This window comes from Chelatococcus sp. XZ-Ab1, assembly GCF_029309855.1.
GTDB classification, from domain to species: Bacteria; Pseudomonadota; Alphaproteobacteria; order Rhizobiales; family Beijerinckiaceae; genus Chelatococcus_A; species Chelatococcus_A sambhunathii.
Genome location: NZ_JARKII010000011.1, coordinates 103,345 through 130,117, shown reverse-complemented (window position 1 = coordinate 130,117; position 26,773 = coordinate 103,345). Strand labels below are relative to the sequence as shown.

27 protein-coding genes are annotated in these 26,773 nt (G+C 67.7%); 20 read left to right on the top strand and 7 right to left on the bottom strand.

The genetic code is table 11. From position 1 onward, the window contains the following. Nucleotides 1-16: 16 nt before the first annotated feature. From urtB to P2T65_RS16505, 13 genes are all read left to right on the top strand, one after another. Complete coding sequence (urtB, locus tag P2T65_RS16565; RefSeq protein WP_276200229.1) at nucleotides 17-1,615, top strand: urea ABC transporter permease subunit UrtB; 1,599 nt, start codon at nucleotides 17-19, stop codon at nucleotides 1,613-1,615. Next, complete coding sequence (gene urtC, locus P2T65_RS16560; protein WP_063187049.1) at nucleotides 1,612-2,757, top strand: urea ABC transporter permease subunit UrtC; 1,146 nt, start codon at nucleotides 1,612-1,614, stop codon at nucleotides 2,755-2,757. Before urtB ends, urtC begins: the two co-directional genes overlap by 4 nt. 4 nt (nucleotides 2,758-2,761) lie before the next feature. After that, nucleotides 2,762-3,517, top strand: a complete 756-nt coding sequence (gene urtD, locus P2T65_RS16555) for an urea ABC transporter ATP-binding protein UrtD (protein WP_063187051.1) — start codon at nucleotides 2,762-2,764, stop codon at nucleotides 3,515-3,517. Between the two features lie 6 nt (nucleotides 3,518-3,523). Continuing rightward, nucleotides 3,524-4,219 carry an urea ABC transporter ATP-binding subunit UrtE gene (gene urtE / locus P2T65_RS16550; RefSeq protein WP_071924209.1) on the top strand — a complete coding sequence of 232 codons (696 nt, stop codon included), beginning with the start codon at nucleotides 3,524-3,526 and terminating at the stop codon, nucleotides 4,217-4,219. An 85-nt stretch (nucleotides 4,220-4,304) separates the two neighbouring features. Beyond that, complete coding sequence (locus P2T65_RS16545; RefSeq protein ID WP_276200228.1) at nucleotides 4,305-5,072, top strand: urease accessory protein UreD; 768 nt, start codon at nucleotides 4,305-4,307, stop codon at nucleotides 5,070-5,072. Nucleotides 5,073-5,086: 14 nt separating this feature from the next. Further along, nucleotides 5,087-5,707, top strand: coding sequence for an urease subunit gamma (locus P2T65_RS16540; protein ID WP_276200227.1), 621 nt, complete (start codon nucleotides 5,087-5,089; stop codon nucleotides 5,705-5,707). A 52-nt stretch (nucleotides 5,708-5,759) separates the two neighbouring features. Continuing rightward, complete coding sequence (locus P2T65_RS16535; RefSeq protein ID WP_055460495.1) at nucleotides 5,760-6,047, top strand: AbrB/MazE/SpoVT family DNA-binding domain-containing protein; 288 nt, start codon at nucleotides 5,760-5,762, stop codon at nucleotides 6,045-6,047. Beyond that, a complete protein-coding gene (locus P2T65_RS16530; RefSeq protein WP_055460494.1) occupies nucleotides 6,044-6,436 on the top strand; it encodes a type II toxin-antitoxin system VapC family toxin in 393 nt (130 codons plus the stop codon). The genes P2T65_RS16535 and P2T65_RS16530 overlap by 4 nt, the downstream gene beginning before the upstream one ends. Before the next feature lie 15 nt (nucleotides 6,437-6,451). Further along, nucleotides 6,452-8,161 (top strand): urease subunit alpha, encoded by a 1,710-nt coding sequence (ureC, locus tag P2T65_RS16525; RefSeq protein WP_071924212.1) that lies wholly within the window; start codon nucleotides 6,452-6,454, stop codon nucleotides 8,159-8,161. Between the two features lie 93 nt (nucleotides 8,162-8,254). Then, nucleotides 8,255-8,857 (top strand): urease accessory protein UreE, encoded by a 603-nt coding sequence (locus P2T65_RS16520; protein WP_055460492.1) that lies wholly within the window; start codon nucleotides 8,255-8,257, stop codon nucleotides 8,855-8,857. After that, on the top strand, nucleotides 8,802-9,548 hold the full coding sequence (locus P2T65_RS16515) for an urease accessory protein UreF (RefSeq protein WP_245316238.1): 747 nt from the start codon (nucleotides 8,802-8,804) through the stop codon (nucleotides 9,546-9,548). The genes P2T65_RS16520 and P2T65_RS16515 overlap by 56 nt, the downstream gene beginning before the upstream one ends. A 28-nt stretch (nucleotides 9,549-9,576) precedes the next feature. Further along, nucleotides 9,577-10,200, top strand: a complete 624-nt coding sequence (gene ureG / locus P2T65_RS16510; RefSeq protein WP_063187059.1) for an urease accessory protein UreG — start codon at nucleotides 9,577-9,579, stop codon at nucleotides 10,198-10,200. 57 nt (nucleotides 10,201-10,257) lie between these two features. Continuing rightward, on the top strand, nucleotides 10,258-10,842 hold the full coding sequence (locus P2T65_RS16505) for a HupE/UreJ family protein (protein WP_276200226.1): 585 nt from the start codon (nucleotides 10,258-10,260) through the stop codon (nucleotides 10,840-10,842). Nucleotides 10,843-10,870: 28 nt separating this feature from the next. Here P2T65_RS16505 and P2T65_RS16500 read toward each other — a convergent pair whose 3' ends face one another. The 6 genes from P2T65_RS16500 to P2T65_RS16475 all read right to left on the bottom strand — a co-directional run bounded on the left by P2T65_RS16500 (nucleotide 10,871) and on the right by P2T65_RS16475 (nucleotide 17,779). Then, on the bottom strand, nucleotides 10,871-11,875 hold the full coding sequence (locus tag P2T65_RS16500) for an aldo/keto reductase (RefSeq protein WP_276200239.1): 1,005 nt from the start codon (nucleotides 11,873-11,875) through the stop codon (nucleotides 10,871-10,873). Nucleotides 11,876-11,980: 105 nt separating this feature from the next. Further along, on the bottom strand, nucleotides 11,981-13,258 hold the full coding sequence (locus P2T65_RS16495) for a multidrug effflux MFS transporter (protein ID WP_276200225.1): 1,278 nt from the start codon (nucleotides 13,256-13,258) through the stop codon (nucleotides 11,981-11,983). Nucleotides 13,259-13,724: 466 nt separating this feature from the next. Next, nucleotides 13,725-14,462: a peptidase gene (locus P2T65_RS16490; RefSeq protein ID WP_063187065.1), complete on the bottom strand. Its 738-nt coding sequence runs from the start codon at nucleotides 14,460-14,462 to the stop codon at nucleotides 13,725-13,727. Between the two features lie 101 nt (nucleotides 14,463-14,563). Continuing rightward, nucleotides 14,564-15,391, bottom strand: a complete 828-nt coding sequence (locus P2T65_RS16485; protein ID WP_055460487.1) for a transglutaminase family protein — start codon at nucleotides 15,389-15,391, stop codon at nucleotides 14,564-14,566. A gap of 8 nt (nucleotides 15,392-15,399) precedes the next feature. After that, a complete protein-coding gene (locus tag P2T65_RS16480) occupies nucleotides 15,400-16,347 on the bottom strand; it encodes an alpha-E domain-containing protein (protein ID WP_055460486.1) in 948 nt (315 codons plus the stop codon). Nucleotides 16,348-16,360: 13 nt separating this feature from the next. Next, the gene (locus P2T65_RS16475) at nucleotides 16,361-17,779 is read right to left on the bottom strand and encodes a circularly permuted type 2 ATP-grasp protein (protein WP_276200224.1); all 1,419 of its coding nucleotides are present in this window, start codon (nucleotides 17,777-17,779) and stop codon (nucleotides 16,361-16,363) included. A 250-nt stretch (nucleotides 17,780-18,029) separates the two neighbouring features. Between P2T65_RS16475 and P2T65_RS16470 the strand changes: the two genes are divergently transcribed. Further along, nucleotides 18,030-20,288, top strand: coding sequence for a GGDEF domain-containing protein (locus P2T65_RS16470; RefSeq protein ID WP_276200223.1), 2,259 nt, complete (start codon nucleotides 18,030-18,032; stop codon nucleotides 20,286-20,288). 21 nt (nucleotides 20,289-20,309) lie between these two features. Here the strand turns inward: P2T65_RS16470 and P2T65_RS16465 are convergent, their stop codons facing one another. Beyond that, the gene (locus P2T65_RS16465) at nucleotides 20,310-20,510 is read right to left on the bottom strand and encodes a DUF4167 domain-containing protein (protein ID WP_055460483.1); all 201 of its coding nucleotides are present in this window, start codon (nucleotides 20,508-20,510) and stop codon (nucleotides 20,310-20,312) included. Nucleotides 20,511-21,066: 556 nt separating this feature from the next. Between P2T65_RS16465 and P2T65_RS16460 the strand changes: the two genes are divergently transcribed. From P2T65_RS16460 to P2T65_RS16435, 6 genes are all read left to right on the top strand, one after another. Continuing rightward, entirely contained in the window at nucleotides 21,067-22,110 is a 1,044-nt protein-coding gene (locus P2T65_RS16460) for an alcohol dehydrogenase catalytic domain-containing protein (RefSeq protein ID WP_063187075.1), read from the top strand. Continuing rightward, the gene (locus tag P2T65_RS16455; protein ID WP_276200222.1) at nucleotides 22,107-23,456 is read left to right on the top strand and encodes a sugar ABC transporter substrate-binding protein; all 1,350 of its coding nucleotides are present in this window, start codon (nucleotides 22,107-22,109) and stop codon (nucleotides 23,454-23,456) included. Before P2T65_RS16460 ends, P2T65_RS16455 begins: the two co-directional genes overlap by 4 nt. An 81-nt stretch (nucleotides 23,457-23,537) precedes the next feature. Further along, nucleotides 23,538-24,089 (top strand): SIS domain-containing protein, encoded by a 552-nt coding sequence (locus P2T65_RS16450; protein WP_055460480.1) that lies wholly within the window; start codon nucleotides 23,538-23,540, stop codon nucleotides 24,087-24,089. Nucleotides 24,090-24,096: 7 nt separating this feature from the next. Continuing rightward, nucleotides 24,097-25,038, top strand: a complete 942-nt coding sequence (locus tag P2T65_RS16445; protein ID WP_063187076.1) for a sugar ABC transporter permease — start codon at nucleotides 24,097-24,099, stop codon at nucleotides 25,036-25,038. Further along, a complete protein-coding gene (locus P2T65_RS16440; RefSeq protein WP_055460478.1) occupies nucleotides 25,038-25,859 on the top strand; it encodes a carbohydrate ABC transporter permease in 822 nt (273 codons plus the stop codon). Before P2T65_RS16445 ends, P2T65_RS16440 begins: the two co-directional genes overlap by 1 nt. A 10-nt stretch (nucleotides 25,860-25,869) precedes the next feature. Further along, nucleotides 25,870-26,769: a TIM barrel protein gene (locus P2T65_RS16435; RefSeq protein ID WP_071924218.1), complete on the top strand. Its 900-nt coding sequence runs from the start codon at nucleotides 25,870-25,872 to the stop codon at nucleotides 26,767-26,769. The last annotated feature ends 4 nt before the right edge of the window (nucleotides 26,770-26,773 follow it).

The following is a 26,773-nucleotide window of genomic DNA, read 5'->3' as shown; positions in this document are numbered from 1 at the left end:
TCCCGAAAGACGCGCGATGTCACGCCTCATCTGCCTCATCCTTGCGCTCGCCTGCGGCCTTTTTGCCGCGCCGGTCTGCGCGGCACCGGCCGATACCGGGGACGCGCTCCTCCTCATCGCCAGCGGCCGCTTCCCCGACATTGAGAAGGGCGTCGATCTCCTCGCCCGTTCGGGCGATGCCCGCACGCAAGCCATCATTGAGGCACTGCGCGACGGCCGCCTCGCGGTCGCCGCCGACAAGCGCGTGGTCATCGAGGGCGCGAACGGCGGCTGGTCGGACGCGGCGACGGGGGAAGCCCTTGCCGAAGCGCCTCCCTCGCCCAAGGCCGTGCGCCTCAACAACCGCATCCGCCGCGCCGTCGAGGCCGCGCTCGGCGCCCTGACATTGATGGCGCCCGACGCCGCCGCCCGCCGCCAGGCGGCCGAAGCAGTCTTCCGCTCGCGCGATGCCACTGCCCTCGCAACGCTCGACGAGGCCATCGCCCACGAGGAGGTCGCCGGCATCCGGCGCCTAATGGGCGAGGCCCGCGCCGCCATCCTGCTCGGCGATGCCGGAGCCTCGGACCTTCAGAAGATCGAGGCCGTCGACATCCTCGCCACACGGGCCGACCAGGATGCGCTCGCGCTCCTGCGCGCTGCCGCCGCGCAGGGATCGCCGACGGTGCGCGAGGCTGCGGAAGGCGCCATCACCGCCGTCGAGCGGCGGCTTGCCGTGCTGTCGATGCTGCAAAATGTCTGGTACGGCCTATCGCTCGGCTCCGTGCTGCTGCTCGCCGCCATCGGCCTCGCCATCACCTTCGGCGTCATGGGCATCATCAACATGGCCCACGGCGAGATGGTGATGATCGGCGCCTACACCACCTTCGTGATCCAGGAGCTGGCGCGCACTCACGCCCCCGGCCTGTTCGACTGGACGCTGCCGCTCGCCATCCCCATGGCCTTCCTCGTCGCCGCGCTCGTCGGCGTGGCGATCGAGCGCGGCATCATCCGCCATCTCTACGGCCGCCCACTGGAGACGCTGCTCGCCACCTGGGGCGTCAGCCTCATTCTCCAACAGACGGTGCGCTCCCTCTTCGGGCCGACGAACCGCGAGGTGGGCGCCCCCTCCTACATGGCCGGCGCCTTCGACCTCGGCGGCCTCACCATCACCTACGGCCGGCTCTGGATCATCGTCTTCAGCTTCGCCGTCTTCTCGGCCCTCATCGTCGCGCTGAAGGCCACCTCTTTCGGCCTCAAGATCCGCGCCGTGACGCAGAACCGGCGCATGGCCGCCTCGATGGGTATCCGCACATCATGGGTCGACACCATGGCCTTTGCGTTGGGCTCGGGCATCGCCGGGGTAGCCGGGGTGGCCCTGTCGCAGATCGACAACGTCTCGCCCAACCTCGGCCAGAGCTATATCGTTGACAGCTTCATGGTCGTCGTCTTCGGCGGCGTCGGCAACCTGTGGGGCACGCTCGTCTCGGCGCTCACCCTCGGCATCGCCAACAAGTTCCTCGAGCCCTTCGCCGGCGCCGTGCTCGGCAAGATCCTGCTCCTCGTCTTCCTCATCCTCTTCATCCAGAAGCGCCCGCGCGGGCTCTTCGCCCTCAGGGGACGGGCGGTGGAAGCATGACGCGACGCCCCATCCTCCTTGCGATGCTCGACGGCAAGGGCGCCATCTTCCTCGGTGTCCTCGCCGCCCTCGCCGTCCTCGTGCCGCTGTCGAACCTCTTCTTGCCGGAGACATCGCCGCTGCACGTGCCGACCTATGCGGTCTCGCTCCTCGGCAAGTATCTCTCCTACGCGCTGCTCGCCCTGGCGCTCGACCTCGTCTGGGGCTACTGCGGCATCCTCTCGCTCGGCCACGGCGCCTTCTTCGCCCTCGGCGGCTACGCCATGGGCATGTATCTCATGCGCCAGATCGGCCCGCGCGGCGTCTACGGCCACCCCGTGCTGCCGGACTTCATGGTCTTCCTCAACTGGCAGGAACTGCCGTGGTACTGGTCGGGCTTCGACATCTTCCCCTTCGCGGCCCTGATGGTGCTCGCCGTGCCGGGCCTCCTCGCCCTCGTCTTCGGCTGGCTCGCCTTCCGCTCCCGCGTCACGGGCGTCTATCTCTCCATCATCACCCAGGCGATGACTTTCGCCCTGATGCTCGCCTTCTTCCGCAACGACATGGGGCTCGGCGGCAACAACGGCCTCACCGATTTCAAGGATATCCTCGGCTTTTCCGTGCAGGCGCAGGGCACGCGGCTTGCGCTCTTCGTCGCGACGGTCATCGCACTCGCTCTCGGCTATGGCGTGGCGCGCTACATGGTCACCTCCACCTACGGGAAGGTGCTCATCGCCATCCGCGACGCTGAATCCCGCACGCGTTTCCTCGGCTACCGGGTAGAGCACTACAAGCTCGTCGCCTTCACCGTCTCGGCCATGATGGCGGGCGTCGCCGGCGCACTTTATGTGCCGCAGGTCGGCATCATCAACCCGAGCGAGTTCTCGCCCGCCAACTCCATCGAGGCGGTGGTGTGGGTCGCCGTCGGCGGCCGCGGCACGCTTGTCGGCGCGGCCCTCGGCGCCGTCGTCGTCAACATGGCGAAATCCTGGCTGACCGGCGCTCTGCCGGAGCTGTGGCTCTTCGCCCTTGGTGCGCTCTTCATCGTCGTCACGCTCTACCTGCCGAAGGGCATCGTCGGCACGCTCTCCGAGCGGCGAGAGAAGCGCAAGGCGACGGCCACGGCAAAGACCGCTGGGATCGCGGCCGAGGCGGCGGAGTGAAGCGATGACCAGCCCCACCCTCACCAACACCGTGCTCTATCTCGACGGCGTCTCCGTCACCTTCGACGGCTTCCGCGCCATCAACAAGCTCTCGCTCGCCATAGCGCCGGGCGAGATGCGCGCCATCATCGGCCCCAACGGCGCCGGCAAGACGACGATGATGGACATCATCACGGGCAAGACACGACCCGACGAGGGCGAGGTGTTCTTCGGCGGCATGATCGACCTCACCATGCTCGACGAGGCCGAGATCGCGGCACTCGGCATCGGCCGCAAGTTCCAGAAGCCGACGGTGTTCGAGAGCCACACGGTGGCCGACAACATCCGCTTGGCGCTCGCCGGCGCGCGCTCGCCCTTCTCGGCCCTCTTCGGCGCCCGCAACCGCATCGCCGAGGAGCGCATCGACACCATTCTGTCGACCGTACGCCTCACCGAGCATCGCGGGCGCCTCGCGGCCGATCTCTCGCACGGCCAGAAGCAGTGGCTCGAGATCGGCATGCTGCTGGCGCAGGATCCGAAGCTCCTGCTCGTCGACGAGCCCGTCGCCGGCATGACCGACGCGGAGACCGCCGAGACGGCGCATCTGCTCAAGGAGATCGCCCGCGAGCATTCGGTCGTCGTCGTCGAGCACGACATGGCCTTCGTCCGCGACCTCGGCTGCAAGGTCACCGTCCTGCATGAGGGCTCGGTGCTGGCCGAAGGTTCCATCGACGCGGTCTCGGCCAACGAGCGCGTCATCGAAGTTTATCTCGGACGGTAGAATGCCATGCTGAGCGTCGATTCCATCGATCTGCACTACGGTGCCGCCCAGGCGCTGCGCCGGGTCTCGCTCGACGCAGAGGCGGGCAAGGTCACCTGCGTGCTCGGCCGCAACGGCGTCGGCAAGACCTCGCTGATGCGCGCCATCGTCGGCCGCCAGCCGATCTCCGCCGGCCGCATCGGCCTCGACGGCGCGGACATCTCGCGGCTCGAGCCCTATGATCGTGCCCGCCGCGGCATCGCCTTCGTGCCGCAGGGCCGCGAGATCTTCCCGCTGCTCAGCGTGCGCGAGAACCTGGAGACCGGCTTTGCGCCCCTGAAGAGCGGCGACCGGCACGTGCCGGACGAGATCTTCACGCTCTTCCCCGTGCTGAAGGACATGCTCGGCCGGCGCGGCGGCGACCTCTCCGGCGGCCAGCAGCAGCAGCTCGCCATCGCGCGCGCGCTCGTCACCCGCCCGAAGGTGCTGGTGCTCGACGAGCCGACGGAGGGCATCCAGCCCTCCATCATCAAGGACATCGGCCGCGCCATCGACTATCTTCGCGGCAAGGGGGACATGGCGATCGTGCTCGTCGAGCAGTTCTTCGAGTTCGCCCGCGACCTGTGCGATACCTTCGCCGTCATGGAGCGCGGCCAGATCGTCCTTTCCGGCACGCGCGACACCATGGTGGAGGACGATGTCCGCCAGCGCCTTGCGGTCTGATATGCGGTCCGACATGGGCCACGCCGGCGCGGCTCCGGCCGCATCTGTCCCCGGCGTGCCCGCTTTCGTGCGCGCGAAAGGCGGCGTGCGCGTCGCATTCGGGACAGCCGGCGAGCGCACACAGGCGCTGACGGTGGCCGAGAGCGGGGGCTACCGCATCCGCTTCCCGCGGAACGCCGACATCTGCGAAGGCACCCTCATCAACACCGGCGGCGGCATGGCGGGCGGCGACCACATGCGCGTCGACATCGCCCTCGCCCCGGGCGCGCAAGCCCTCGTCACGAGCCAGGCAGCGGAGAAACTCTACCGGGCCGAGGATGCTCCCACCCGCATCGACATCGCGCTCAGACTCGGCGCGGGCAGCCATCTTGCCTGGCTGCCACAGGAGATGATCCTCTTCGACCGGGCGCGGCTCGTGCGCCGGCTCGACGTCGAGATGGCGCCGGACGCCTCGCTCACCCTCGCGGAGAGCCTCGTCTTCGGCCGCACCGCCATGGGCGAGGCGGTTACCGAAGGGCGTCTCGACGACCGCTGGTCGATCCGCCGGGACGGCCGGCTCATCTTCGCGGAGGCGGTCAGGCTCGACGGCGGCATCGCGGCCCGGCTCGCACGCCCGGCCATCGGCGGTGAAGCACGCGCGCTCGCCACGATCCTCCACGTCGCCCCCGACGCCGAGGCGCAGCTCGACGCCATGCGCGCGACTCTCGCCGGCGCGACGAGCGAATGCGCCGCCAGCGCCTGGAACGGCCTGCTCGTCGCCCGCCTGATGGGACCCGACCCGGCGGCCCTGCGCGCCGACCTCGTGCGCACGATCGAAGCTTTCCGCGGCCGCAGCGTGCCGCGCTACTGGTAGCTGGAGGAGATGCGATGAACCTCACCCCGCGTGAGAAGGACAAGCTCCTGATCGCCGTGGCGGCCATGGTCGCCCGCCGGCGCCTGGAGCGCGGCGTCAAGCTGAACTACCCCGAGGCCATCGCCCTCATCACCGATTTCGTGGTCGAAGGCGCGCGCGACGGCCGCTCGGTCGCCGACCTCATGGAAGCGGGCGCCCATGTGCTCACGCCGGAACAGGTGATGGACGGCGTCGCCGAGATGATCCCCGACGTACAGGTGGAGGCGACCTTCCCCGACGGCACCAAGCTCGTCACCGTGCACAACCCCATCCGTGGCGCAACCGGCGCGCTCCAGCCGGGCGAAACGCTGGCCGGGCCGGGCGAACTTGTCCTCAACGAAGGCCGCGAGACCGTGACGCTCACCGTCGCCAACACCGGCGACCGACCGATCCAGGTCGGCTCGCACTACCATTTCTACGAGACGAACCCGTCATTGTCCTTCGACCGTGACAAGGCCCGCGGCATGCGCCTCGACATCCCCGCCGGTACCGCCGTGCGCTTCGAGCCCGGCCAGACGCGCGAGGTCACGCTCGTTGCGCTCGCCAGCGAGCGCAAGGTCTACGGCTTCCGCCAGCAGGTGATGGGCAGACTGTAAGGCGTACCGTTAAAATGCTATCCTCCTTCAAATTTGTAAGGAGATATCTAATATGACGCACATAGGCGCCTCTACGGTTACCAGCAAGGGGCAGATAACCCTTCCTGCCTCCCTGCGCGACAAGTTCGGCATCAGGTCCGGCGACCTCGTCGAGTTCTTCGAGGGCTACGACGGCACGATCAGGATGCGCATCAGGGCCAAGAGCGCCGCGGCGCTCGCCGGCATGCTGGCCCATCTCAAGCCCGATCCTCGTTTCGGGTCTGACGATGAGGCCATTGCCGCGGAAACGGCTGCGCGTGACGAAAGGTCGAAGCGCTCCGCTTCGGATGAAGCCCCGTGATCGGGCTCGACACGAACGTCCTGCTGCGGGCGTTGACCAACGACGACCCGGCGCAATCGCCGAAAGCGGTGCGGCTGCTCGAGACATTGAGCGCCGAGGCGCCGGGCTTCGTCAACAGTGTCGTCCTTGTCGAGCTCGTCTGGAACCTGCAGCGGCGTTACCGGGCGAGCCGCACCGACGTGATCATGGCCATCGAGGCGCTGCTGGAAAGCCCCGGCTATGTCATCGCGGACCGCGATGCCGTCATCGACGGCCTCGAAATCATGAAAGCGGAGCAACTCGACTTCGCCGACGCCCTGATCGCCGCCCTGAACAAGCGCGCAGGCTGCGACGGCACCCTGACCTTCGACGGAAAGGCGAGCCGAAGCCGGCTCTTCCGTCCCGTCTAGCCAGAAAGGACGCCCATGCCCTTCCCCTTCTCCCGCGCGGCTTACGCGGACATGTTCGGCCCGACCACGGGCGACAAGGTGCGCCTCGCCGACACCGAGCTCTTCATCGAGGTGGAGCGCGACTTCACCACCTATGGCGAGGAGGTGAAGTTCGGCGGCGGCAAGGTGATCCGCGACGGCATGGGCCAGAGCCAGGCGACGCGCGCGCAGGGGGCGGTCGACACCGTCATCACCAATGCGCTCATCGTCGACCACTGGGGCATCGTGAAGGCCGACGTCGGCCTCAAGGGCGGGCGCATCGCGGCGATCGGCAAGGCCGGCAACCCGGACATCCAGCCGAATGTCACCATCGTCATCGGCCCGGGTACCGAGGTCATCGCCGGCGAGGGCAAGATCCTCACCGCCGGCGGCTTCGACGCCCACATCCACTTCATCTGCCCGCAGCAGGTGGAAGATGCCCTGATGTCCGGCATCACCACGATGCTCGGCGGCGGCACGGGCCCGGCGACGGGAACCAATGCGACCACCTGCACCCCCGGCCCCTGGCACATCGAGCAGATGATCCGCGCCGCCGACGCGCTGCCGGTGAACCTTGCCTTCGCCGGCAAGGGCAATGCCGCGCTGCCAGGCGCGCTCGTCGAGCAGATCGAGGCCGGCGCCTGCGCCATGAAGCTGCACGAGGACTGGGGCACGACGCCCGCGGCCATCGACTGCTGCCTCTCCGTCGCCGACGACTACGACGTGCAGGTAATGATCCACACCGACACGCTCAACGAGTCAGGCTTCGTCGAGGACACCATCGCCGCCTTCAAGGGCCGCACCATCCATGCCTTCCACACGGAAGGAGCCGGCGGCGGCCATGCGCCGGACATCATCAAGGTGGCGGGCCTGCCGAACGTGCTGCCCTCCTCCACCAATCCGACACGACCGTTCACGGTGAACACACTCGACGAGCATCTCGACATGCTCATGGTATGCCACCACCTCGATCCGTCGATCCCCGAGGACCTCGCCTTCGCCGAGAGCCGCATCCGCAAGGAGACGATCGCGGCCGAGGACATCCTGCACGACATCGGCGCCCTTTCGATGATGTCCTCCGACAGCCAGGCCATGGGCCGCGTCGGCGAGGTCATCACCCGCACCTGGCAGACGGCGCACAAGATGAAGGTGCAGCGCGGCCATCTGCCCGGCGAGAGCGGCAACGACAATCAGCGAGTCAAGCGCTACATCGCCAAATACACCATCAACCCGGCCATCGCCCACGGCGTCTCGGCCCACATCGGCTCGGTCGAGGTCGGCAAGCTCGCCGACCTCGTGCTGTGGTCGCCGGCCTTCTTCGGCGTGAAGCCGGACCTCATCGTCAAGGGCGGCACCATCGCGGCCGCCGCCATGGGCGACCCCAACGCCTCCATCCCGACGCCGCAGCCGGTGCACTACCGACACATGTTCGGCGCCCTCGGCAAGGCCCTGACGGAGACGAGCGTCACCTTCGTCTCCAAGGCCGCCCTCGACCGCGGCATCGATCACAGGTTGGGCGTCGAGAAGAAGCTGCTGCCCGTCGACAACACCCGCTCCGGCATCTCCAAGGCCTCGCTCATCCACAATGGCGCGACGCCGGATATCCATGTCGATCCGGAGACCTATGCCGTGACGGCCGACGGGGAACTGCTTGTCTGCGAGCCGGCCAAGGTGCTGCCCATGGCGCAGCGGTATTTCCTGTTCTGATGCAGATACATCCGACATCGGGCAGGTTAGTAGCACAAACGCCGTTTCCTGCTACTAACGCGGGCACATCGCCCGACTGAACTGGAGAACATCATGCTCCGTGCCGCTTCCGTCGTCCGCCGCCCGGCCGTCAAGGCCGAGCGCGTCGTCGACACCGTCACCCTCGTTCATGACGACCGCCACCGCCGCCGCGTGACCCTGACCGCCGACGGCGGCCTCTCCTTCCTGCTCGACCTCGACAAGGCGACCGTGCTCGACGACGGCGACGCCCTGAAGCTCGAGGACGGGCGGCTCGTCGCCGTGCGCGCCGCGCCGGAAAAGCTCATTGAGATCCGCGCCGAGAGCCCGCTGAGGCTACTCAAGGTCGCCTGGCACATCGGCAACCGCCACACGCCGGCCGAGATCACGGCGGACGCCATCTTTATCTCCGACGACCCTGTACTCGCCGAGATGGTGCGCGGTCTCGGCTGCGCCGTCGCCAGGGTGGAACGCCCCTTCCGCCCCGAGCGCGGCGCCTACGATCACGGCGGGCACGATCACGGGCATGGTCACAGCCACGGGCCTGATCATTCCCATGGGCACGACCACGCGCATCACCATGAGCATGGCGCCTGCGATTGCGGCCACGATCATCACGACCATGACCATCACGAGCATGGCCACCACCATCACGATCACGGGCATGACCACAGGTGAGGCGGCGCCCGCCGGCGCCTCGCCCATGCTGACCCTGATGACGTGGCTGTCCCCGGCCTTCCCGGTCGGCGCCTTCGCCTACAGCCACGGGCTCGAATGGGCGGCCGAGGCCGGCGATATCCGGGATGCGGCGAGCCTTGAGAACTGGCTCGCCGACATCCTCGCCCACGGCGCCGGCCGCAACGACGCCATCCTGCTCGCCGCGTCCCACCGGGCTGTGACGGCCCGCGACCGAGCTGCCCTCGCCGGCGTCGCGGAGCTGGCGCTCGCCCTCGCCACGACCCGCGAGCGGCTGCTGGAGACCGTTACCCAGGGCAATGCCTTCGTGCTTACGGCCCGCAAGACCTGGCCGACGCCCGCCTTCGACCTGCTGAACGGCGCGTGGGAGGGCGACGTCGCCTATCCCGTCGCGCTCGGCGTCGCGGCGGCGGGCCACGGCCTGCCGCTCGCCATGACGCTTGAAGCCTTTCTCGCCGCCTTCACGGCCAATCTCGTCTCGGCCGCCGTGCGCCTCGGGGTCGTCGGCCAGACCGACGGGCAGGCGGTGACGGCCGCGCTCGTGCCCCTCTGCCGGCAGGTGGCGGGCGAGGCCGAGGCGGCGGGCCTCGACGATCTCGGCGGCGCCGCCTTCCGCTCCGATCTCGCCTCGCTCAGGCACGAGACGCAATATACCCGCCTGTTCCGCTCGTGAACGGGCCGAGCCTCAAGGAGACGAACCCATGCCCTCCCCCAACGGTCCCCTGCGCGTCGGCATCGGCGGCCCCGTCGGCTCCGGCAAGACGGCGCTGATGGAGGCGCTGTGCAAGCGCCTCGCTGGCACCTACGACCTGTGCGCCATCACCAACGACATCTACACGAAAGAGGACGCCGAGATCCTGACGCGCACCGGCGCCCTGCCGGCCGAGCGCATCATGGGCGTGGAGACCGGCGGCTGCCCGCACACGGCCATCCGCGAGGATGCTTCCATCAATCTCGCCGCCGTAGACGAGATGATGCGCCGCTTCCCCGGGCTCGACCTCGTGCTCATCGAATCCGGCGGCGACAATCTCGCCGCCACCTTCTCGCCCGAGCTCGCCGACATCACCATCTACGTCATCGACGTCTCGGGCGGCGAGAAGATCCCGCGCAAGGGCGGGCCCGGCATCACGCGCTCCGACCTCCTCGTCATCAACAAGATCGACCTTGCGCCTCATGTCGGCGCGAGCCTCGCCGTGATGGAGCATGACACCAGGCTCATGCGTCCGTCGCGGCCTTACGTCTTCACCAACATCCGCAGCGGGGAAGGCGTCGAGACGGTGGCGCGCTTCATCGAGGAGGCCGGCGGGCTGAAATCGGCTGCGTGAATGGCCCGACATTTGCGTGATGCGGCAGCAACAGCGCAACCAACGAGGCCAGCATCCATGCCGACCAGAACCGCCCGCCTTGCCGCCCTCGGCGTCCTCACCCTCGCCGCATCCCCGGCACTCGCCCACACCGGAGCGGGCGCTGCCGCGAGCTTCATGGACGGTTTCCTCCATCCGCTCGGTGGCCTCGACCATGTCCTCGCCATGGTCGCCGTCGGCCTGTGGGCCGGCGTCTCGGGCGGCCGCGCGGTCTGGTCCTATCCCCTCGCCTTCCTGTCCTTCATGGTAGTCGGCGGCCTCTTCGGCATCGCCGATGTCGGCCTGCCCGCCGTCGAGATCGGCATCGCCCTGTCCGTCGTGGTGCTCGGGGCGGCGCTCGCTTTCGGCCTGAAGCTGCCGGCGGCCGCGGGCGCCGCACTTGTGGCGGCCTTCGCCGTCTTCCACGGCCATGCGCACGGGGCCGAGATGGCGGCCGGCGCCGATGCGGCCGGCTATACCGTGGGCTTCGTCGCCGCCACGGCCCTGCTGCACGGCATCGGCATCACGCTCTCCCCCCGCGCCGTGCCGCGCCTGCCGCTCATGGCGACGCGCGCGGCCGGCGGGGCGATGGCACTCGCCGGCATCGGTCTGCTCGTTCTCTAGGCAGAATGCCCGATCGGGCGGCAGTGCGTCACGCGACCGGCCGCCCCTCCACCGGATAGGCCGGGTCGATATATTGCGGAATGGCCGTCGTCCCGGGCCGCACCACGGCATCGACGGCCGCTTCGTCGTCCGCGTCGAGGGAAAGATCGAGCGCGGCGAGATAGGCCTGCCACTGCTCCATGGTGCGCGGCCCGGCGATGACGCCGGTCATCAGCGGATTGGCTAGTACCCACGCGCCGGCGAAGGCGCCCATGTCATGGCCGCGCCGGTCGCAATGGGCCTTGAGCCGCGCGGCAGCTTCGAGATTGGCGGGGTGGAACTCTGTCTCGCCCATGCGCTTGTCGCCGCTCGCGGCCCGGCTGCCCTCGGGGGCGGCGGCACCGGGCGCATACTTGCCCGTCAGCACGCCGCGCGCCAGCGGGCTGTAGGCGACCGTGCCGATGCCGAGTGCCGCGCAGGCCGGCAGCAACTCAACCTCCGCCGGGCGATAGAGCGCATGATAATAGAGCTGGCACACCACCGGCCGGTCGATGCCGATCTCGTCGCACAGCGCCGCGATGCGTGCCACGCGCCAGGCCCGGTGGTTGGAAACGCCGAAATAGCGCACCTTGCCGGCCCGGATGAGGTCGGCCATGGCGTGCACGGTCTCCTCGAGCGGCGTCTCGTTGTCTTCCTTGTGCAGGTACTGGATGTCGATGGTCTCGACGCCGAGGCGCCGCAGCGAATCCTCCGTCGCCTGCATGATCCAACGGCGGGAGAGGCCGCGCCGGTTGGGCCCCTCGCCCATCGGATTGGCGAGCTTGGTCGCCAGCACCCAGTCGAAGCGCTGCGCCCGGATGGCGCGGCCGACGATCTCCTCCGAGCGGCCGTCATTGTAGGCGTCCGCCGTATCGATGAAATTGACGCCCGCCTCGCGCGCATGGGCGATGATGCGGCCCGCCTCGGCCTCGTCCGTGCGCCCGCCGAACATCATGGTGCCAAGGACGAGGCGCGACACCGTCAGGCCCGAGCGGCCGAGCCGCCGCATGGGCATCGTCTGCGTCATGGGATCATCCCGCAAGCTGTGGGGCCTGAGGCCCGGAAAGAGGCGCGATGAGACCATGAAAGCCCAGGCCGGACAACCCGGCCGGGCATTGCTCTATCGCGTTGCTTCGGCCTGGTGCGGATTGAACAGTCGGCCCCGTTCCGCCCACAGCACCACGGCGAGGCAGGCAAGGCCGAGGCCGAGATAGCCGCCGCACAGGGGAATGACCGTGCCGTCGAAGGTGCGGCTGATGAGGGCGCCGGTGATCGCGCTCGCAACGGTGGAATAGAAGCCAATGAAGGACGAGGCGGTGCCGGCGATGTCGCCGAGCTCGTCCATCGCCATGGCGTTGAAATTGGGCATCGTCAGGCTGAAGAGGAAATGGCTGACAGCCAGCAGGCCGACGAAGACGGAGAGCGGCGGCAGCCCGCCCGTGGCAAGGGCGATGACGAGCAGCAGCCCCGTCGTCACGCAGAAGCCGCAGAGCGCGGCATGGGACATGCGGCGCATGCCGAAACGGCCGACGAGCCGCGAATTGAGGTAGGACGCCACGCCCTGCATGATACCGAGCAGGCCGAAGACGAGCGGGAAGCCGACGGGGCCGAGGCGGTAGCCGTCGGTCTCGAAGACCTGCGCCGCAAGGCCGATGTAGATCATGATGCAGCCCTGCATCAGCATGATCGCGCTCGCGTAGCCGAAGGACAGGCGCGAGGCGAGGATGCGGCGCACGTCGACGAGGATCGGCCTGACCGCCGCCGGCTTGCGATAGGCCGGGTTGAGGCTCTCCGGCATGCGCAGCGCGAACCAGGTGAAGATGAGGACGGCCATGACGAACATGGCGACGACGATCATGTGCCACTCGCTCGCCGCGAGGATGGCGCTGCCGACGGCCGGCGCGATAATCGGCACGGTGATGAACAGCATCATGACGAGCGACATGACGCGCGCCATCTCGCGACCGGAATAGCGGTCGCGCACAAGGGTGACGACGAGCACGCGCGCCGCCGCCGCCCCCGTGCCCTGCACGAAGCGCGCCACGAGCAGCATGTGGAAGCCGTCGGCCATCAAAGCGAGCCCGGTGCCGGCGACATAGATGGCAAGACCCGCCATCAGCGTCGGCCGGCGGCCGACGACGTCGGCCACCGGGCCGAAGAACAGCTGCATGATGCCGAAGCCCGCCATATAGGCATAGACGACGAGTTGCAGGTCGTTGCCGTCGACGACGCCGAACTCCTGCTGGATGGGGCCGAAGGCCGGCAGGATGCTGTCGATCGAAAAGGCGGCAAGACTCATCAGCAGCGCGACGAGCGCCACGAACTCGAAGAACGGCGGGTAGGCCGGCGCGAAACGCTCGCCACCGGTCTGGGGCTGGGTCGACAGGTCGGTTCGCATGACAAATCCGTCGCATCCCTGCCGGCAGGCGGGTGCGGCCATTCTCAGGATGATGACCGTTCTACCCGCGACCGCCCCGCGCCGGCAAGGAAGGACGAGACCTAGCTGCGGGGAAATATATGCATGATATGCATGTCGCCCGTCTTAATGCCGTCAAAGAGGCGCGTATGGCGCATGATGCCAGCGCGGCGCGGCCGTCGGTTCATGCGAAGCGCGCCCATGCCGAAAAACGCTCCGGCTCGCCCTCCCCGTCCCGCCCGCGCTTATCGCGACCTCCACACACGCCGGCACTAAGCTGAAAGGCTTGAATGGCAACAGCAACGCGCCCGTTGCGTCTCTTCGAAGTGACGCAAATCGGGCAGGCCCAACCTGCTTTGGGCAAGTCCGGCCAAGACGGGGGCCGTTGCGCTCCGCGGCCCTCCACTTCGCACCACGCAAAGTGATAACCACCAGCCGTGGGCAGCGATCACCCGATCCACGGCGGGCGCGGGATGGCGAGATGCGCCTGGCGCAGGGCTTTCGACCAGCGCTCGCGCAGGTCGCGGAAATAGGGCTCGTCCGGCGCGATGCGATAGGAGATGGCTGCCTTCAGTTCGTCGCGTCGGCACGCCGCCACATCGACCGGCAGGCCGACGCTCAGGTTGGAGCGCAGGGTCGAATCCATCGAGATGAGCGCGAGCTTCAGCGCATCGAGCAACTCGACGTCATAGGAGATCGAACGGTCGAGGATGGGTTTGCCGTACTTGTGCTCGCCGATCTGGAAATAGGGCGTGTCCTGCGTCGCCTCGATGAAGTTGCCGGCGGCATAGACCTGGAAGAGACGCAGCCGGCGATCCTTGATCTGACCGCCGATCAGGAAGGTCACGTCGAAGGACATGCTCTGCTGCTGCAGGGCCTCGCCGTAGGTGCCGTAGACCCTGCGGATCGCATCGCCGACGAGCGTCGCCGCCTCGAACATGCTCTCGACGTCCATCAGCGTCCTGCGCATGCCCGCGTCCGTCTCGATGCCCTCGGTGAGCAGGGTCATGACCGATTGGGAGATCGACAGGTTGCCGGCGGTGGCGAGCATGATCACGCGCTCGCCCGGCTCCTCCAGCACGGTGAGCTTGCGGAAGGTGGCGATGTTGTCGAGCCCGGCATTGGTGCGGGTGTCGCCCAGCATCACGAGCCCCTCGCGCACCAGGATGCCGACACAATAGGTCATGGCTGCGCCCGCCTTTCCCGCAATATCCCTCGCCGCCGGCTTTCGGGCGGCGACGTTGCGATAGAACGAAGCCGCGCCCCGAGGCAAGCCCGCGTCTACCCTCAGCTCTGGATCTGGCGCCGGGCGTGCTCCACGCGCACGCTGACGTCGAGGCTCTCCTGCCCGCCACCGTAGCGGCTGCCGAGGATCGGCGCGGCCCCGTGGTAGTCGAGCGCGGCGGCGAGCCTTACATAGGCGTCCGTTGGCGAGAGGCCGTGCGCGGGGTCGAAGCCGACCCAACCAAGTCCGCCGACATGGGCCTCGGCCCAGGCGTGCCCCGCCTCCTGCACGACGAGCCCGTCATGACGCAGAAGATAGCCGGACACGTAGCGCGCCGACACGCCGAGAACGCGCGCGGCACTGATGAAGATGTGAGCGAAGTCCTGGCAGACGCCGTGGCCGAGGGCGAGCGCCGCGCCCGCCTTCGTCGCCGTGGTCGTCGCCTCGGTGTCGAAGGCCATGCGGGCGTGGATCATGCCCGACAGGTCGTGTAAACCGACGATGGGATCCCGCCTCATCGCCTCGCGCACCTCGCCCGCAAGCGCGAGGATCGCATCGTCTGGCTCGGTGAGTGTCGTCGTGCGCAGGAAGAGGCCGGGCGGGAAGCGCTCCACCGTGCCGCGCACGACGCCGGCGCTGTCCTGCGTCTCCACCTCCCCATCGACGGTCACCGAGAAGGACTGGATCGGCCCCTCGAGCGTGAAGGCATGGGTGATGTTGCCGAGCGCGTCCTCCCCCGCCTTAAGCCGGCACGGGGCGTCGACATCGATGCGCCAGTGGCGCACGTGCTGGCCTTCGTGGCCGCGCGGCGTCAGGCGCAGAAGCTGGATCGCCGACTTTGCGGGCGGGGAATAATCGTAGCGGGTGGTGTGCGACACACGGATGCGCATGGCCCGGTTCAGCTCAGGTATTGCTCGGCGATGGCTGCACCGAGCTCGTTGTTCTGGGCGAGGAAGCTCTCGACGAATTCATGCAGGCCCGACTGGAAGATGGTCTCGATGGAGGTGTTGCCGAGACGCATGTGAACACTGCGGGCGAGGCGCTGGCTGTTGCCCTGCCAGCCATAGGCCGTGGAGAGCTCGTCGAGATAGCCGTTGATGCTGCGGTAGCAGGCAGCAAGCGAGCGTGGCATGTCTTCCTTGAGGATGAGGAGATCCGCCACGAGCCAAGGTTTGACGCTGTCGCGATAGACCCAGCGATAGCTCGTCAGCGCCGAGACGGAGCGCAGGATGGAGGCCCACTGGTAATAGTCGAGCCCGCCGCCGACTCGTGCATGATCCGGCAGGAGCACATGGTATTTCACGTCCAGGATACGGGCGGTATTGTCGGCGCGCTCGGTGCACAGGCCAAGGCAGGTGAACCAGAAGGCGTCCGTGCGCAGCATGGTCCGATGGGCCGAGCCGTCGAAGCGCAGTGCCGCCTCCTTGGCGAAGGCGAGGAAGCGCGGCAGATCGGCGAGCGACACGCCGCGGTCGACCCAACCCTGCATGGTCAGATAGCTGTCGTTGATCGCCTCCCACATCTCGATGGTCAGCGCCGTGCGCTCGGCGCGGGCATTGGCGCGAGCGATCTCGAGGCAGCGCCGGATGCTGGAGGGATTCTCCGGCGAGACGGCCAGGAAGTGGACCACCGCCTCCGGCGTCACCTTCTCGTGCGCGGCGGCGTAGGCAGCGGTGCAGCCCGCCGTGGCGATCGCCGAATCCCACTCGCTGGTCAGCCCGCCGTAAGCGGTCGGCAGCGAGGAAAGGCGATAGGCGGCATCGAGAATGCGCGCCACGCTGTCGGCCCGCTCCATGTAGCGCGCCATCCAGAACAGATTGTCGGCCGTGCGGGAGAGAAGCGTCATCGGTCGTTCGCCATCATTCGCCCAGGATCCAGGTGTCCTTCGTGCCACCGCCCTGGCTCGAATTGACGACGAGCGAGCCTTCGACGAGCGCCACCCGTGTCAGCCCGCCGGGGACAATGCGCACCTTGTCGGCGCCGGTCAGCACGAAGGGGCGCAGGTCGACGTGACGCGGGGCGATGCCCGAGCCGACGAAGGTCGGGCAGGTGGAGAGCGCCAGCGTCGGCTGGGCGATGAAATTGTCGGGCCGGCGCTTGAGCTTCTCGGCGAAAAGCCGTCGCGTCGCCGCATCCGCCGCCGGGCCGACGAGCATGCCGTAGCCGCCCGAGCCGTTGACCTCCTTGACGACGAGGTCTCCGAGATGGTCGAGGACATAGGCGAGCGCCTCCGGCTCGCGGCAGCGCCAGGTCGGCACGTTCTGCAGGATCGGTTCCTCGCCGAGATAGAAGCGCACGATCTCGGGCATATAGCTGTAGATCGCCTTGTCGTCGGCGACGCCCGTGCCCACCGCATTGGCCAGGCTCACGTTGCCCGCCCGATAGGCGAGCATCAGCCCCGGCACGCCGAGGACTGAATCAGGTCGAAAGGCGAGCGGATCGAGAAAATCGTCGTCAATGCGGCTGTAGATGACGTCGACCCGCTTGGGCCCTTGCGTGGTCCGCATGAAGACCGTCTCGTCGCGCACGAAGAGATCACGTCCCTCCACCAACTCGACGCCCAGCTTGTCGGCGAGGAAGGAGTGCTCGTAGTAGGCGCTGTTGTAGGGCCCTGGCGTCAGCAGCACCACGCACGGCTCCTCGCCGCGTCGCGGCGCGATGGAGTGAAGCGTCGCGAGCAATTCGTCCGGATACCCGTCGACCGGCGCGATGCTCTGGCGGGAGAACAGTTCAGGGAAGAGCCGAATCATCGCCTCCCGATTCTCCAACATGTAGGAAACGCCGGAGGGCGTGCGGGCATTGTCCTCGAGCACATAGAACGTATCGGCATCGACGCGCACTACGTCGATGCCGGCGATCGCAACGTAGATGTCGCCTGCGAGGCGCAATTGCGCCATCTCGGGCCGAAAGTAGGGATTGCAGAGGATGAGCTCTTCAGGGACGACACCCGCACGCACGATCTCGCGATGGCCGTAGACATCCTTTAGGAGGGCGTTGAGCGCCTTCACCCGCTGCTCGAGCCCGTGGGACAGCTTGCGCCACTCGTTCCCGGCGATGACGCGGGGAATGATGTCGAAGGGGATGAGCCGCTCCTGGGCCGCCTGTTCGCCGTAGACGGCGAAGGTGATGCCGATGCGGCGAAAAAGGAGTTCTGCCTCCTTGCGCCGCTGATCGAGGAGTTCCGCAGGGGCCTCATCGAGCCACCGCTTCAGTGCCGCGTAGCACGGCCTGCAACCCTCTCCGAAGCCGCCCATCTCGTCGAAGGCTCTCGGCGTCATGTGTCCTCCCGCAGCAACGCGCCTTGACGAAGCCTATCAAATTGCGTGCCAAATCGCCCGTGGAAAGCTGAAGCGAGGTGGGAGCCGCCACATAGCCGCCCAAGAGATGGGCAAACTGATCGCGGATTGGCCGGAAGCATGCCCTTTCAGTGGCCAGTCCGCCGGGCCGGCAGGGACCGAGGCAGTCTATTGTCGGCGGGCATCAAGATTCTATGATGGATCGATTCGTTGAATGCACGCGGGTCTTCACATGCTGCCATACCCGATCGCAGGGGATGAGGAGGCCCGTCTACAGTCCCTCGAGATGCTGGGTATCGTCGGCACCCCCACCGGGCCTGACTTCGATGCCGTGGTGCGATTGGCAGCATCCTTCTTCGATTGCCCGATCAGCGTGATCTCCTTCCTCGAGAAGGACAGGCAGTGGTTCAAGGCCCGGCACGGCCTCGACATCGAGGAGACGCCGCGGCGCTACGCCTTCTGCAACTACGCCCTCGTCGAGAATGGCGTCTTCGTGATCAAGGACACGCACGCCGACCCGCGCTTCCACGACAACCCGTTCGTCCAGGGCCCACCCTACGCACGCTTCTATGCCGGCTGCCCACTGCGCAGCGACAGCGGCCACCAGCTGGGCACGCTGTGCCTGCTCGACACGAAGCCGAGGAGCTTCGACGCGGACAAGGCCCGCATACTGACCGAATTCGACCAGGTGGTGGAGGGGCTGATCCGCGCCCACGCCAACGCGGTCAAGCTTGCCGTGTCGGAGGCCAATGCCCGGTGTCAGAGCGAGGCGCTCGCCCGCCGCAACAGGCTGCTCGCGCAGACGGAGCACCTCGCCTCGATTGGCGGATGGGAATATGACGCCGCGACGGGGGAAATCATCTGGTCGGACGAAGTCTACCGCCTGCACGATCTCGAAATCGGCAGCCGCCTGCACATCGACGATGTGGTCGCCCGCTACACGCCGGAGGCCGGCGCCGCCATGCGACGCCAGCTGGAGCTGACCGCAAGCACCGGCAGTCCTTGTTCCTTCGAGGCTGACCTCGTCACCGCCGCCGGCGAGCGGCGCACCGTGCGCGCGATCGGGGAGCGTGTGGCGGGCGACGACGACGGCCACGTGCGCGTCGTCGGCGTCGTCCAGGATGTAACTCGCGAGATCGAGGCCACCCAGGCCCTGTGGCGGGCGGCTCACCTTGACGGGCTGACCGGTGTCGCCAACCGCGCCGCTTTCAAGACCCATCTCGAGGCGGTGGTGGATAGAGCCGCCGCCGCCGGCAGGCCCGTCTGGCTCCTGCTGCTCGATCTTGACGGCTTCAAGGAGATCAACGACACCTGCGGACACCATGTCGGCGACCGGGTGCTGATCGCGGTCGCCGAACGGCTCGGGCAGATCTGCAGCGGCCGGGATATGTTCCTCGCCCGCCTCGGCGGCGACGAATTTGCCATCGTCTGCGACGAGAGCAGCCAGGTAGACGGCGCCGAGCGGGTGGCTGCTCGTGTCGTCGCCGCCATTCGAAAGCCCATCCGCATCGGCAGCGATCGCCATTACGTGACGACGACGGTCGGCCTTGCCACCTATCCGACCGATGCCACGACAGCCGACGGACTGCTGAAATGCGCGGATGTGGCCCTCTACACTGCCAAGCGGCGCGAGCGCGGCGCGGTCGGAACCTACGCTCCGGAGGTCGCATCGCTGTTCGATGAACGGCGACTGGCCGTCGAGACCGTGCGCAAGGCCCTTGCGAGCAACCGGCTCGTGCCATTCTACCAGCCCATCGTGAAGCTGCGGAACGGCCAGCTCAGCGGCTATGAAGCTCTCGTGCGGATCCGCGGGCGCGACGGCATGCTTATGTCACCGCAGGCCTTTTCCCACGCCTTCGCCGACCAGGACAGCGCTCGGCGCATCGGCGAGCGCGTCCTCAACCTGGTGACCTCCCATCTCGCCGAACTGCGCGCCGAAGGTTTCGAGGGACCGATCGTCATCGGCGTCAATGCGAGTGCGGCAGAATTCGCCGGCGGCGACTTCGCCGAGCGCTTCCTGCGCCAATTGCGCGCCCGCGATATTCCACCGTCCTGGATCAAGCTGGAGGTGACCGAGACGGTGCTGATGGGCGAGCAGGCACGTAACGTCCGCCTCGCGGTCGAGGAACTGAGCGAGGCCGGCGTGCCGATTGCACTCGACGATTTCGGCACGGGCTATTCGTCGCTGACGCACCTCCGGGACTTCCCGATCAACTGCATCAAGATCGACCGCTCGTTCGTCGCCGGCATCGGTCGGGAAGCTGAAAGCCCGGCCATCATCCGTGCCCTCATCGAACTCGCGCACAATCTCGGCCTGACGGTCATCGCCGAGGGTGTCGAGACGGACGTGCAGCTCGAGTTCCTGCGCGCCATCGGCTGCGACGCGGCGCAGGGCTTCCGCTTCAGCAAGGCCGGGCCGTTCGACATGTTGCGCTCGCAGCTGCGCAAGCAGGATCGGCCCGCCCTGCACTATCCCGCACGCCTGCGCTGACGAGGGGCCGGCGCGGGCCGGCTACGGTTCGTTCCGTCCCTTGCTCAGACGCAGATAGTGTTCGGCATATTGATAGAAACGTTCGGCCTCGATGCGGTGTCCGATGCGCTCTTCGCCGCGAGCGAGCGCGAGATAACGCTCATAGGTGCGGCGCGCCTCGGCGCCGGCCGGTTGCCGCTCCGCCGAGCGCGGGCGGATAGCCTGGGATTCATCCTGGTTCATGGGTCATGACCGTGAAGCCGGCCTCGCCGGCTCCGCTTGCATTCACGCCCGGCTCAGCCGAGCACGTCGGCGACGATGGCCCGCAGTTCGCCGCGCGACAGGCCGCAAGGTTCGGGATGCCAGATTGGCTCCTGGGCCCGGCGCATCATTGCCACGTCCGACCGACGAGACGTCTCGGGTCGCCGGGCAGGCCCGGTCGCCACCACATGCGGCGCCGGACGCGCCCGGGCAACCACGCTCTTCAACTTCTCCATTTTACTCATGATCTGTCCGCCGCGATCATAGCCGCAGCAATGTCCTTCTTGTTCTGGGTAAACGGGCATCGGGGTGCGGTCGACGCAACCCCAAGATCAGCTGTCCTCCCGGCCCTTCCGCGCATCCTGCGCATCGGAACCTGCCCGAGACGCTGATATGGGAGGGCAATGCGGCGCTTTCAAGTCGCCGCAACCGCCGCGTGTCACTGAACCCGCGCCGCCGCGCTGATACGATTGTAATGAAAGAATTACATCTGTATAAAGGAGTCGCATTCGGAACGGGCGACCAACGGGGCGACCATATGGGCAAAGCTCTTTTCCTCCACGGCGCGCACGATGCACGGGTCGCCCCCTTCAACCTGCGCGAGGGGCAGCCCGGCGAGGCGCTGCTCGAGGTGGCGGCCGTCGGCCTGTGCGGCAGCGACCTGCACTATTACAAGGACGGCGGCATCGGCTCGGCCAGGATCCTTGCGCCTTTCGTGCCGGGTCACGAGTTTGCCGGCTATCTTGCCGAGGACCTGCCGGCACGCGGGCTGGCCCGCGGCGACCTCGTCGCGGTCGACCCCAACCATGCCTGCGGCCACTGCGACCATTGCCGCTCGGGCCACCCCAACCTCTGCCCCAACGTCGAGTTCATCGGTGCCCCGCCGTTCGACGGCGCCATGACCGAGCGCATCTGGGTGCCCGAAGACCTGATCGTGCCGCTGGCCCATCGCTTCACGCCCGAAGAGGCGGTGATGCTGGAGCCGCTCGGCGTCGCCATCCATGCAGTCGACCTCGCCAAGCCCCGGCTTCTGGAACGGGTGGCGCTCGTCGGCTGCGGCCCGATCGGTCTTCTCATCCTGCAGGTACTCAAGGCGGCCGGCGCCGGCGAGATCCTCGCCGTTGACCCGCAGCCGCACCGCCGCGACCTCGCCACGAAGCTCGGCGCGACGCGCGCGGGCGCCTCGGTGGCCGAGATCCGCGATTGGACGAAGGGCGAGGGCTGCCCGCTCGTGGTGGAAGCCACCAATGCGCCCGAAGGCTTCCGCGATGCCGTGCTCGCCGCCCGCATCGGCGGGCGCGTCGTCCTCGTCGGCATCCCGGACGGGGACACCTACACGCTGCCGGCCGCCGAGGCGCGCCGGCGCGGCCTCAAGATCAAGTTCGCCCGGCGGATGGGGGACGTCTATCCGCGGGCCATCGAACTCGTCGCGACCGGCAAGGTCGACGTGAACGTGCTGGTCAGCCACCGCTTCACGCTGGACGAGGCGCCGGAGGCCTTCCGCCTGCACGCCGAAGACGCCCCCGGCATGGTCAAGAGCATCATTTTTCCGAACGACAATAATCAGGGGAGACGCTCATGAGACTGTTCACGCATGCTGCGGTCGGTGCGCTCGCGCTCGCTGCCGCGGCCCTCTGCGCGCCGGCGCAGGCGCAGGACTGGTCGCTCGAGAAGGCGGCCGAGCCGCTGAAGGGGACGCAGATCAACGTCGTCTTTCTCGACCGCCCCGGCTATCGCGCCATCATCCAGCTGCTGCCGGAGTTTGAGAAGAAGACGGGCATCAAGGTCAATTACGAGATCGTGCCCTACGAGAGCTCGCGCGAGAAGCAGGTCCTCAACTTCAGCTCCAACGGCGACCTCACCATCGCGCTCGTCGACCTCGTCTGGATCGGCGAATTCGCCGAGAACGGCTGGATCGTACCGGTGGAGAAATTCACCAGCGACCCCGCGATCACCGATCCGAAGCTCAATCTCGACGGTTTCTTCCCGCTGCTGCTCGACGCCTTCGGCTCCTGGGGCGGCAAGGTCTACGGCCTGCCCTTCGACAACTATTCGGGCCTCCTCTTCTACAATCAGTGCATGCTGAAGGAGGCCGGCTTCGACAAGCCGCCGGAAACCTGGCAGGAGCTCTACGAGACCTACGCGCCCAAGCTCACCGACAAGGCCAAGAACCAGTTCGCCTTCGCACTGCAGTCGCGCCGCGGCGAGACGCAGTCCGCCGACAGCTTCATGCGCGTGCTGTGGCCCTTCGGCGGCTCGCTGCTCGACAAGGAATTCAAGTCGAACCTCCTGAGCGAGGAGAGCCAGGCCGGCCTCAAGTTCCGCCAGGACCTGATGCAGTACATGCCGCCAGGCATCGTCTCCTATGATCATGCCGAGGCGGTCAACGCCCTTGCACAGGGCCAGGTCGCGATGATCACCGAATGGTCGGCCTTCTATTCGACGCTCATCGACCCGGCGACGTCGAAGATCGTCGACTGCCTCGCCGTCGCGCCCGAGCCTTCCGGCCCGGCTGGCCGCCTGCCGGCCCTCGGCGGCTTCTCGCTCGCCGTCGCCGCCCAGGCGCCGGAGAAGGAGCAGAAGGCCTCCTGGCTGTTCATCCAGTGGGCGACCTCCGAGGACATCGCCCGCGCCTATGTGGAAGCCGGCGGCGTCTCCGGCCGCAAGAGCATCTACGAGGATGCCGACATCAAGGCCAAGTACAAGTTCGTCGAGCCGATGGTCGCCTCCTGGCAGAAGGGCGTGCCGGAGTTCCGTCCGCGCTTCCCCGCCTGGCCGGCCATCTCCGAGATCATCGCCGAGTGGGGCACCAAGATGATGCTCGGCGAGGTGTCCACCGAGCAGGGCGCCAAGGAGATCGGCACCCGCATGGAAGACATCCTCGCCAAGGAAGGCTACTACGACGGCAAGAAGGCGCTGCTGCAGTAACGAGACGCTCCGCCGGCCCGGGCGAACCCCGGGCCGGCCGGCATCGTCCCAACGTGTGACAGCACAGGCGGAGCCTCTTCCATGCCCTCGCTCTATCAACGCGCGCTCGACGAGCTCGGCGCGGTCTTTGCCCGTATCGACGAACAGGCCGTCGATGCCGCGGTCGAGCGCATCGCCGCGGCGAGGCGCATCGCCCTCTACGGCGTCGGTCGGGAAGGCCTGCAGATCAAGGGCTTCGCCATGCGCCTCTTCCACCTCGGCCGAGACGCCGCGGTGGTGGGCGACATGACGACGCCGCCGCTCGGAAAAGGCGACCTGCTCGTCGTCTCGGCCGGGCCGGGCGCATTCTCGACGGTTCTCGCGCTCATGGGCGAAGCGCGGAAGGCGGGCGCGGCGTGCCTCCTCGTCACCGCGCAGCCCGGCGGCGAGGCGGCGAAACAGGCCGACACGGTCCTGACCATCCCCGCCCAGACCATGGCCGACGACCGGGGACCCGCCTCCTCCGTCCTGCCCATGGGCTCGCTCTACGAGGGCGCGCAGTACATCCTCTTCGAGGTTATGATCCTCAAGCTCAAGGATAAGCTCGGCGTGAGCGCCGAGGCCATGCGCGCCAACCACACCAATCTGGAATAGGGACGTGATGAGCGTCGAGGGACAGGCACTGGCACAGGAAGCGGCCCGGGCGAGGCCCGCCCGCAGACGCCGGCTCGAGCACGGCCGCTGGACGCCGCTCTTCTTCCTCGCCCCGGCTGTGGTGACGCTGCTCGCGATCGGCCTCTACCCGATGCTGTTCGCGCTCGTCACCTCCTTCCGCCGCTACAATCTCACCCGGGCGCGCGAGGGCTTCCCCTTCGTCGGCTTCGAGAACTACGGGCGCGTGCTGAGCGACCAGACCTTCTGGGACACGCTCCTGCTGACGGGCCGGTTCTTCCTCACCGTCATGCCGATCCAGGTGGCGCTCGGCCTTCTCATCGCGCTCATGCTGCACCGGCCGGGTTGGGGCTTCATGCGCTCGCTTGCGCGCGTCTCGCTCGTCGTGCCGCTCGCTACTACCTATGCCGTCGTCGGCCTCCTCGGCAACCTCATCTTCAACCGCAACTTCGGCGTCGCCAACCAGTTCCTGTCCTGGTTCGGCTTCGCGCCCTTCGACTGGCTCGGCAATCCGAGCGGGGCCTTCGCCGCCATCGTCATCATGGACGTCTGGCAGTGGACGCCATTCTGCGCCCTCATCTTCCTGTCGGGGCTCTCCATGGTGCCCGTCGACATCGAGGAGGCGGCGCGGCTGGAGACGAAGAGCCACTGGGCGCTGCTGCGCCACGTGCAGCTGCCCTATCTCCTGCCCGGCCTGACGGCCATGCTCATCCTGCGCTCAGCGGACGTTCTGAAGCTCTTCGACATGATCTTCACCATGACACGCGGCGGGCCGGGCACGGCGACCGAGCTCATCTCCATCTACATTCAGCGCGTCGGCTTCCGCGTGTTCGATCTCGGCGCGGCCTCCGCCCAGGCGATGCTGCTGCTCCTGTTCACGATCCTGCTGAGCCGACTCTACATCCGCATCTTCTACCGGGAGATCGAGTGATGGTGTCCCGCCCCGCGGCACGCTTTGCGCATCTGGCCGGCCTCGTGCTGGTCTTCGCCTTCGCCATGTTCCCGTTCTACTGGATGGTCTCGTCGAGCTTCAAGGACCAGGGGGACCTGCTCGCCTCGCCACCAATGTGGCTCTTCGAGCCGACGATTAAGCACTACGCCGAGATCTGGGCGGATCAGAAGGTGACGGCCGCCATCGTCAATTCGCTCATCGTCGCCGTCTCGACGACCGCGCTCGCCGTCCTCCTCGGCACGCCAGCGGCCTATGCGCTCGCCCGCTTCGAGTTCCGCGGCAAGTCCGACCTGTGGTTCTGGTTCATCTCCAACCGCATGATCAGCCCCATCGTGCTCGCCCTGCCGGTCTATCTCCTCGCCCAGTCCCTCGGTCTGCTCGACACGCACCTCGTCCTCATCCTCATCTACCTCACCTTCAACCTGCCGATCGTGGTTTGGATCTGCACGGACCAGTTCCGCTCGATCCCGCCCGAGCTGGAGCAGGCGGCGCGGCTCGAGGGGGCGAAGCAGTTCGACGTCTTCTGGCGCATCTACCTGCCGCTCGGCCTGCCGGGCGTCGCGGTGTCGGCCATCTTCAGCTTCATCTTCTCGTGGAACGAACTGCTCTATGCGCTGGTGCTGACCCGCCGCAATGTGCAGACGGCGCCAGTGGCAGCGACGAGCTTCATGTCCGGCTACGAGTTGCCCTGGGGCAAGATCATGGCGACCGGCACGGTCATCGTCCTGCCGGTCACCATCTTCGCCCTCATCGTCTCGCGCCACATGATCCGCGGCCTCACCATGGGCGCGACCAAATAGGGAGGCGGCGATGGCGCTCGGCATCAATCTCTCCTTCTGCGTCAAGCGCTGGGTGACGCCCGCGCTTTGGGCCCGCCTCGTGCGCGAGGAACTCGGCCTCGACCTCGTGCAGCTCTCGTTCGACCTCGTCGATCCGCTGTGGCCGGACGAGGTGTTGGACAAGACGGCCGCGGACATGCGCAAGGCCTGCGCCGAGCACTGCATCATGGTGCACAGCGGCTTCATCGGCCTTGCCCACTACACCTTCAACCAGTTGCTTCATCCCGAGCCCGGCGTACGCGACGCCGCCGAGCACTGGCTCGCTCGCGCCTATGCCTTCTGCGGCAAGGCCGGCATCCGCGCCGCAGGCGGCCCCCTCGGCGCCATCGGCGCCCGGCTCGACGCCGTAGAGGCAGACGCGATCCCGGCCGCTGACTATGTTGACCTCACCGCCCGCCTGAAACGTCTCGCCGAGAAGGCGCAGAGTCACGGCCTTACCGAGCTCTACATCGAGCCGACGCCGCTCCGGCGCGAGTGGCCGTGGACGCCCGGGCAGGCACGGCGCCTGAGCGACGACCTCGCCGGTGCCGCGGTCCCCTGGCGCTACTGCCTCGACTGGGGCCACGCCATCCTTTCGCCGCCCTATGCGGGTGAGGAAGCGCGCGTCGAACCGTGGCTCGAGACGATCGGCCGCGAGATCGGCGCCATCCACATCCAGCAGAGCGACGGCCGCCTCGACCGCCACTGGGACTTCACCGAGCCCGGCATCGTCGATCCGGAGGCCGTCGCGGCGACGCTCGCACGTTTCGGGCTTGCCGACCGGCCCGTCTTCCTCGAAGTCTTCTACCCGTTCGAGGAGACCGATGCCGCGGTGCTCGACCGGGTCCGCCGCTCGGTCGCGGTGCTCGCGCCGGTGCTCGGTGGGGAATGACGCG

Bases quoted from the DNA above. Each gene is read 5' to 3' on its own strand.
- urtB (WP_276200229.1), top strand. From the start codon at position 17: ATGTCACGCCTCATCTGCCTCATCCTTGCGCTCGCCTGCGGCCTTTTT.
- urtC (WP_063187049.1), top strand. From the start codon at position 1,612: ATGACGCGACGCCCCATCCTCCTTGCGATGCTCGACGGCAAGGGCGCC.
- urtD (WP_063187051.1), top strand. From the start codon at position 2,762: ATGACCAGCCCCACCCTCACCAACACCGTGCTCTATCTCGACGGCGTC.
- urtE (WP_071924209.1), top strand. From the start codon at position 3,524: ATGCTGAGCGTCGATTCCATCGATCTGCACTACGGTGCCGCCCAGGCG.
- P2T65_RS16540 (WP_276200227.1), top strand. From the start codon at position 5,087: ATGAACCTCACCCCGCGTGAGAAGGACAAGCTCCTGATCGCCGTGGCG.
- P2T65_RS16535 (WP_055460495.1), top strand. From the start codon at position 5,760: ATGACGCACATAGGCGCCTCTACGGTTACCAGCAAGGGGCAGATAACC.
- ureC (WP_071924212.1), top strand. From the start codon at position 6,452: ATGCCCTTCCCCTTCTCCCGCGCGGCTTACGCGGACATGTTCGGCCCG.
- P2T65_RS16520 (WP_055460492.1), top strand. From the start codon at position 8,255: ATGCTCCGTGCCGCTTCCGTCGTCCGCCGCCCGGCCGTCAAGGCCGAG.
- P2T65_RS16515 (WP_245316238.1), top strand. From the start codon at position 8,802: ATGACCATCACGAGCATGGCCACCACCATCACGATCACGGGCATGACC.
- ureG (WP_063187059.1), top strand. From the start codon at position 9,577: ATGCCCTCCCCCAACGGTCCCCTGCGCGTCGGCATCGGCGGCCCCGTC.
- P2T65_RS16505 (WP_276200226.1), top strand. From the start codon at position 10,258: ATGCCGACCAGAACCGCCCGCCTTGCCGCCCTCGGCGTCCTCACCCTC.
- P2T65_RS16500 (WP_276200239.1), bottom strand. From the start codon at position 11,875: ATGCCCATGCGGCGGCTCGGCCGCTCGGGCCTGACGGTGTCGCGCCTC.
- P2T65_RS16495 (WP_276200225.1), bottom strand. From the start codon at position 13,258: ATGCGAACCGACCTGTCGACCCAGCCCCAGACCGGTGGCGAGCGTTTC.
- P2T65_RS16490 (WP_063187065.1), bottom strand. From the start codon at position 14,462: ATGACCTATTGTGTCGGCATCCTGGTGCGCGAGGGGCTCGTGATGCTG.
- P2T65_RS16485 (WP_055460487.1), bottom strand. From the start codon at position 15,391: ATGCGCATCCGTGTGTCGCACACCACCCGCTACGATTATTCCCCGCCC.
- P2T65_RS16480 (WP_055460486.1), bottom strand. From the start codon at position 16,347: ATGACGCTTCTCTCCCGCACGGCCGACAATCTGTTCTGGATGGCGCGC.
- P2T65_RS16475 (WP_276200224.1), bottom strand. From the start codon at position 17,779: ATGACGCCGAGAGCCTTCGACGAGATGGGCGGCTTCGGAGAGGGTTGC.
- P2T65_RS16470 (WP_276200223.1), top strand. From the start codon at position 18,030: ATGCTGCCATACCCGATCGCAGGGGATGAGGAGGCCCGTCTACAGTCC.
- P2T65_RS16465 (WP_055460483.1), bottom strand. From the start codon at position 20,510: ATGAACCAGGATGAATCCCAGGCTATCCGCCCGCGCTCGGCGGAGCGG.
- P2T65_RS16460 (WP_063187075.1), top strand. From the start codon at position 21,067: ATGGGCAAAGCTCTTTTCCTCCACGGCGCGCACGATGCACGGGTCGCC.
- P2T65_RS16455 (WP_276200222.1), top strand. From the start codon at position 22,107: ATGAGACTGTTCACGCATGCTGCGGTCGGTGCGCTCGCGCTCGCTGCC.
- P2T65_RS16450 (WP_055460480.1), top strand. From the start codon at position 23,538: ATGCCCTCGCTCTATCAACGCGCGCTCGACGAGCTCGGCGCGGTCTTT.
- P2T65_RS16445 (WP_063187076.1), top strand. From the start codon at position 24,097: ATGAGCGTCGAGGGACAGGCACTGGCACAGGAAGCGGCCCGGGCGAGG.
- P2T65_RS16440 (WP_055460478.1), top strand. From the start codon at position 25,038: ATGGTGTCCCGCCCCGCGGCACGCTTTGCGCATCTGGCCGGCCTCGTG.
- P2T65_RS16435 (WP_071924218.1), top strand. From the start codon at position 25,870: ATGGCGCTCGGCATCAATCTCTCCTTCTGCGTCAAGCGCTGGGTGACG.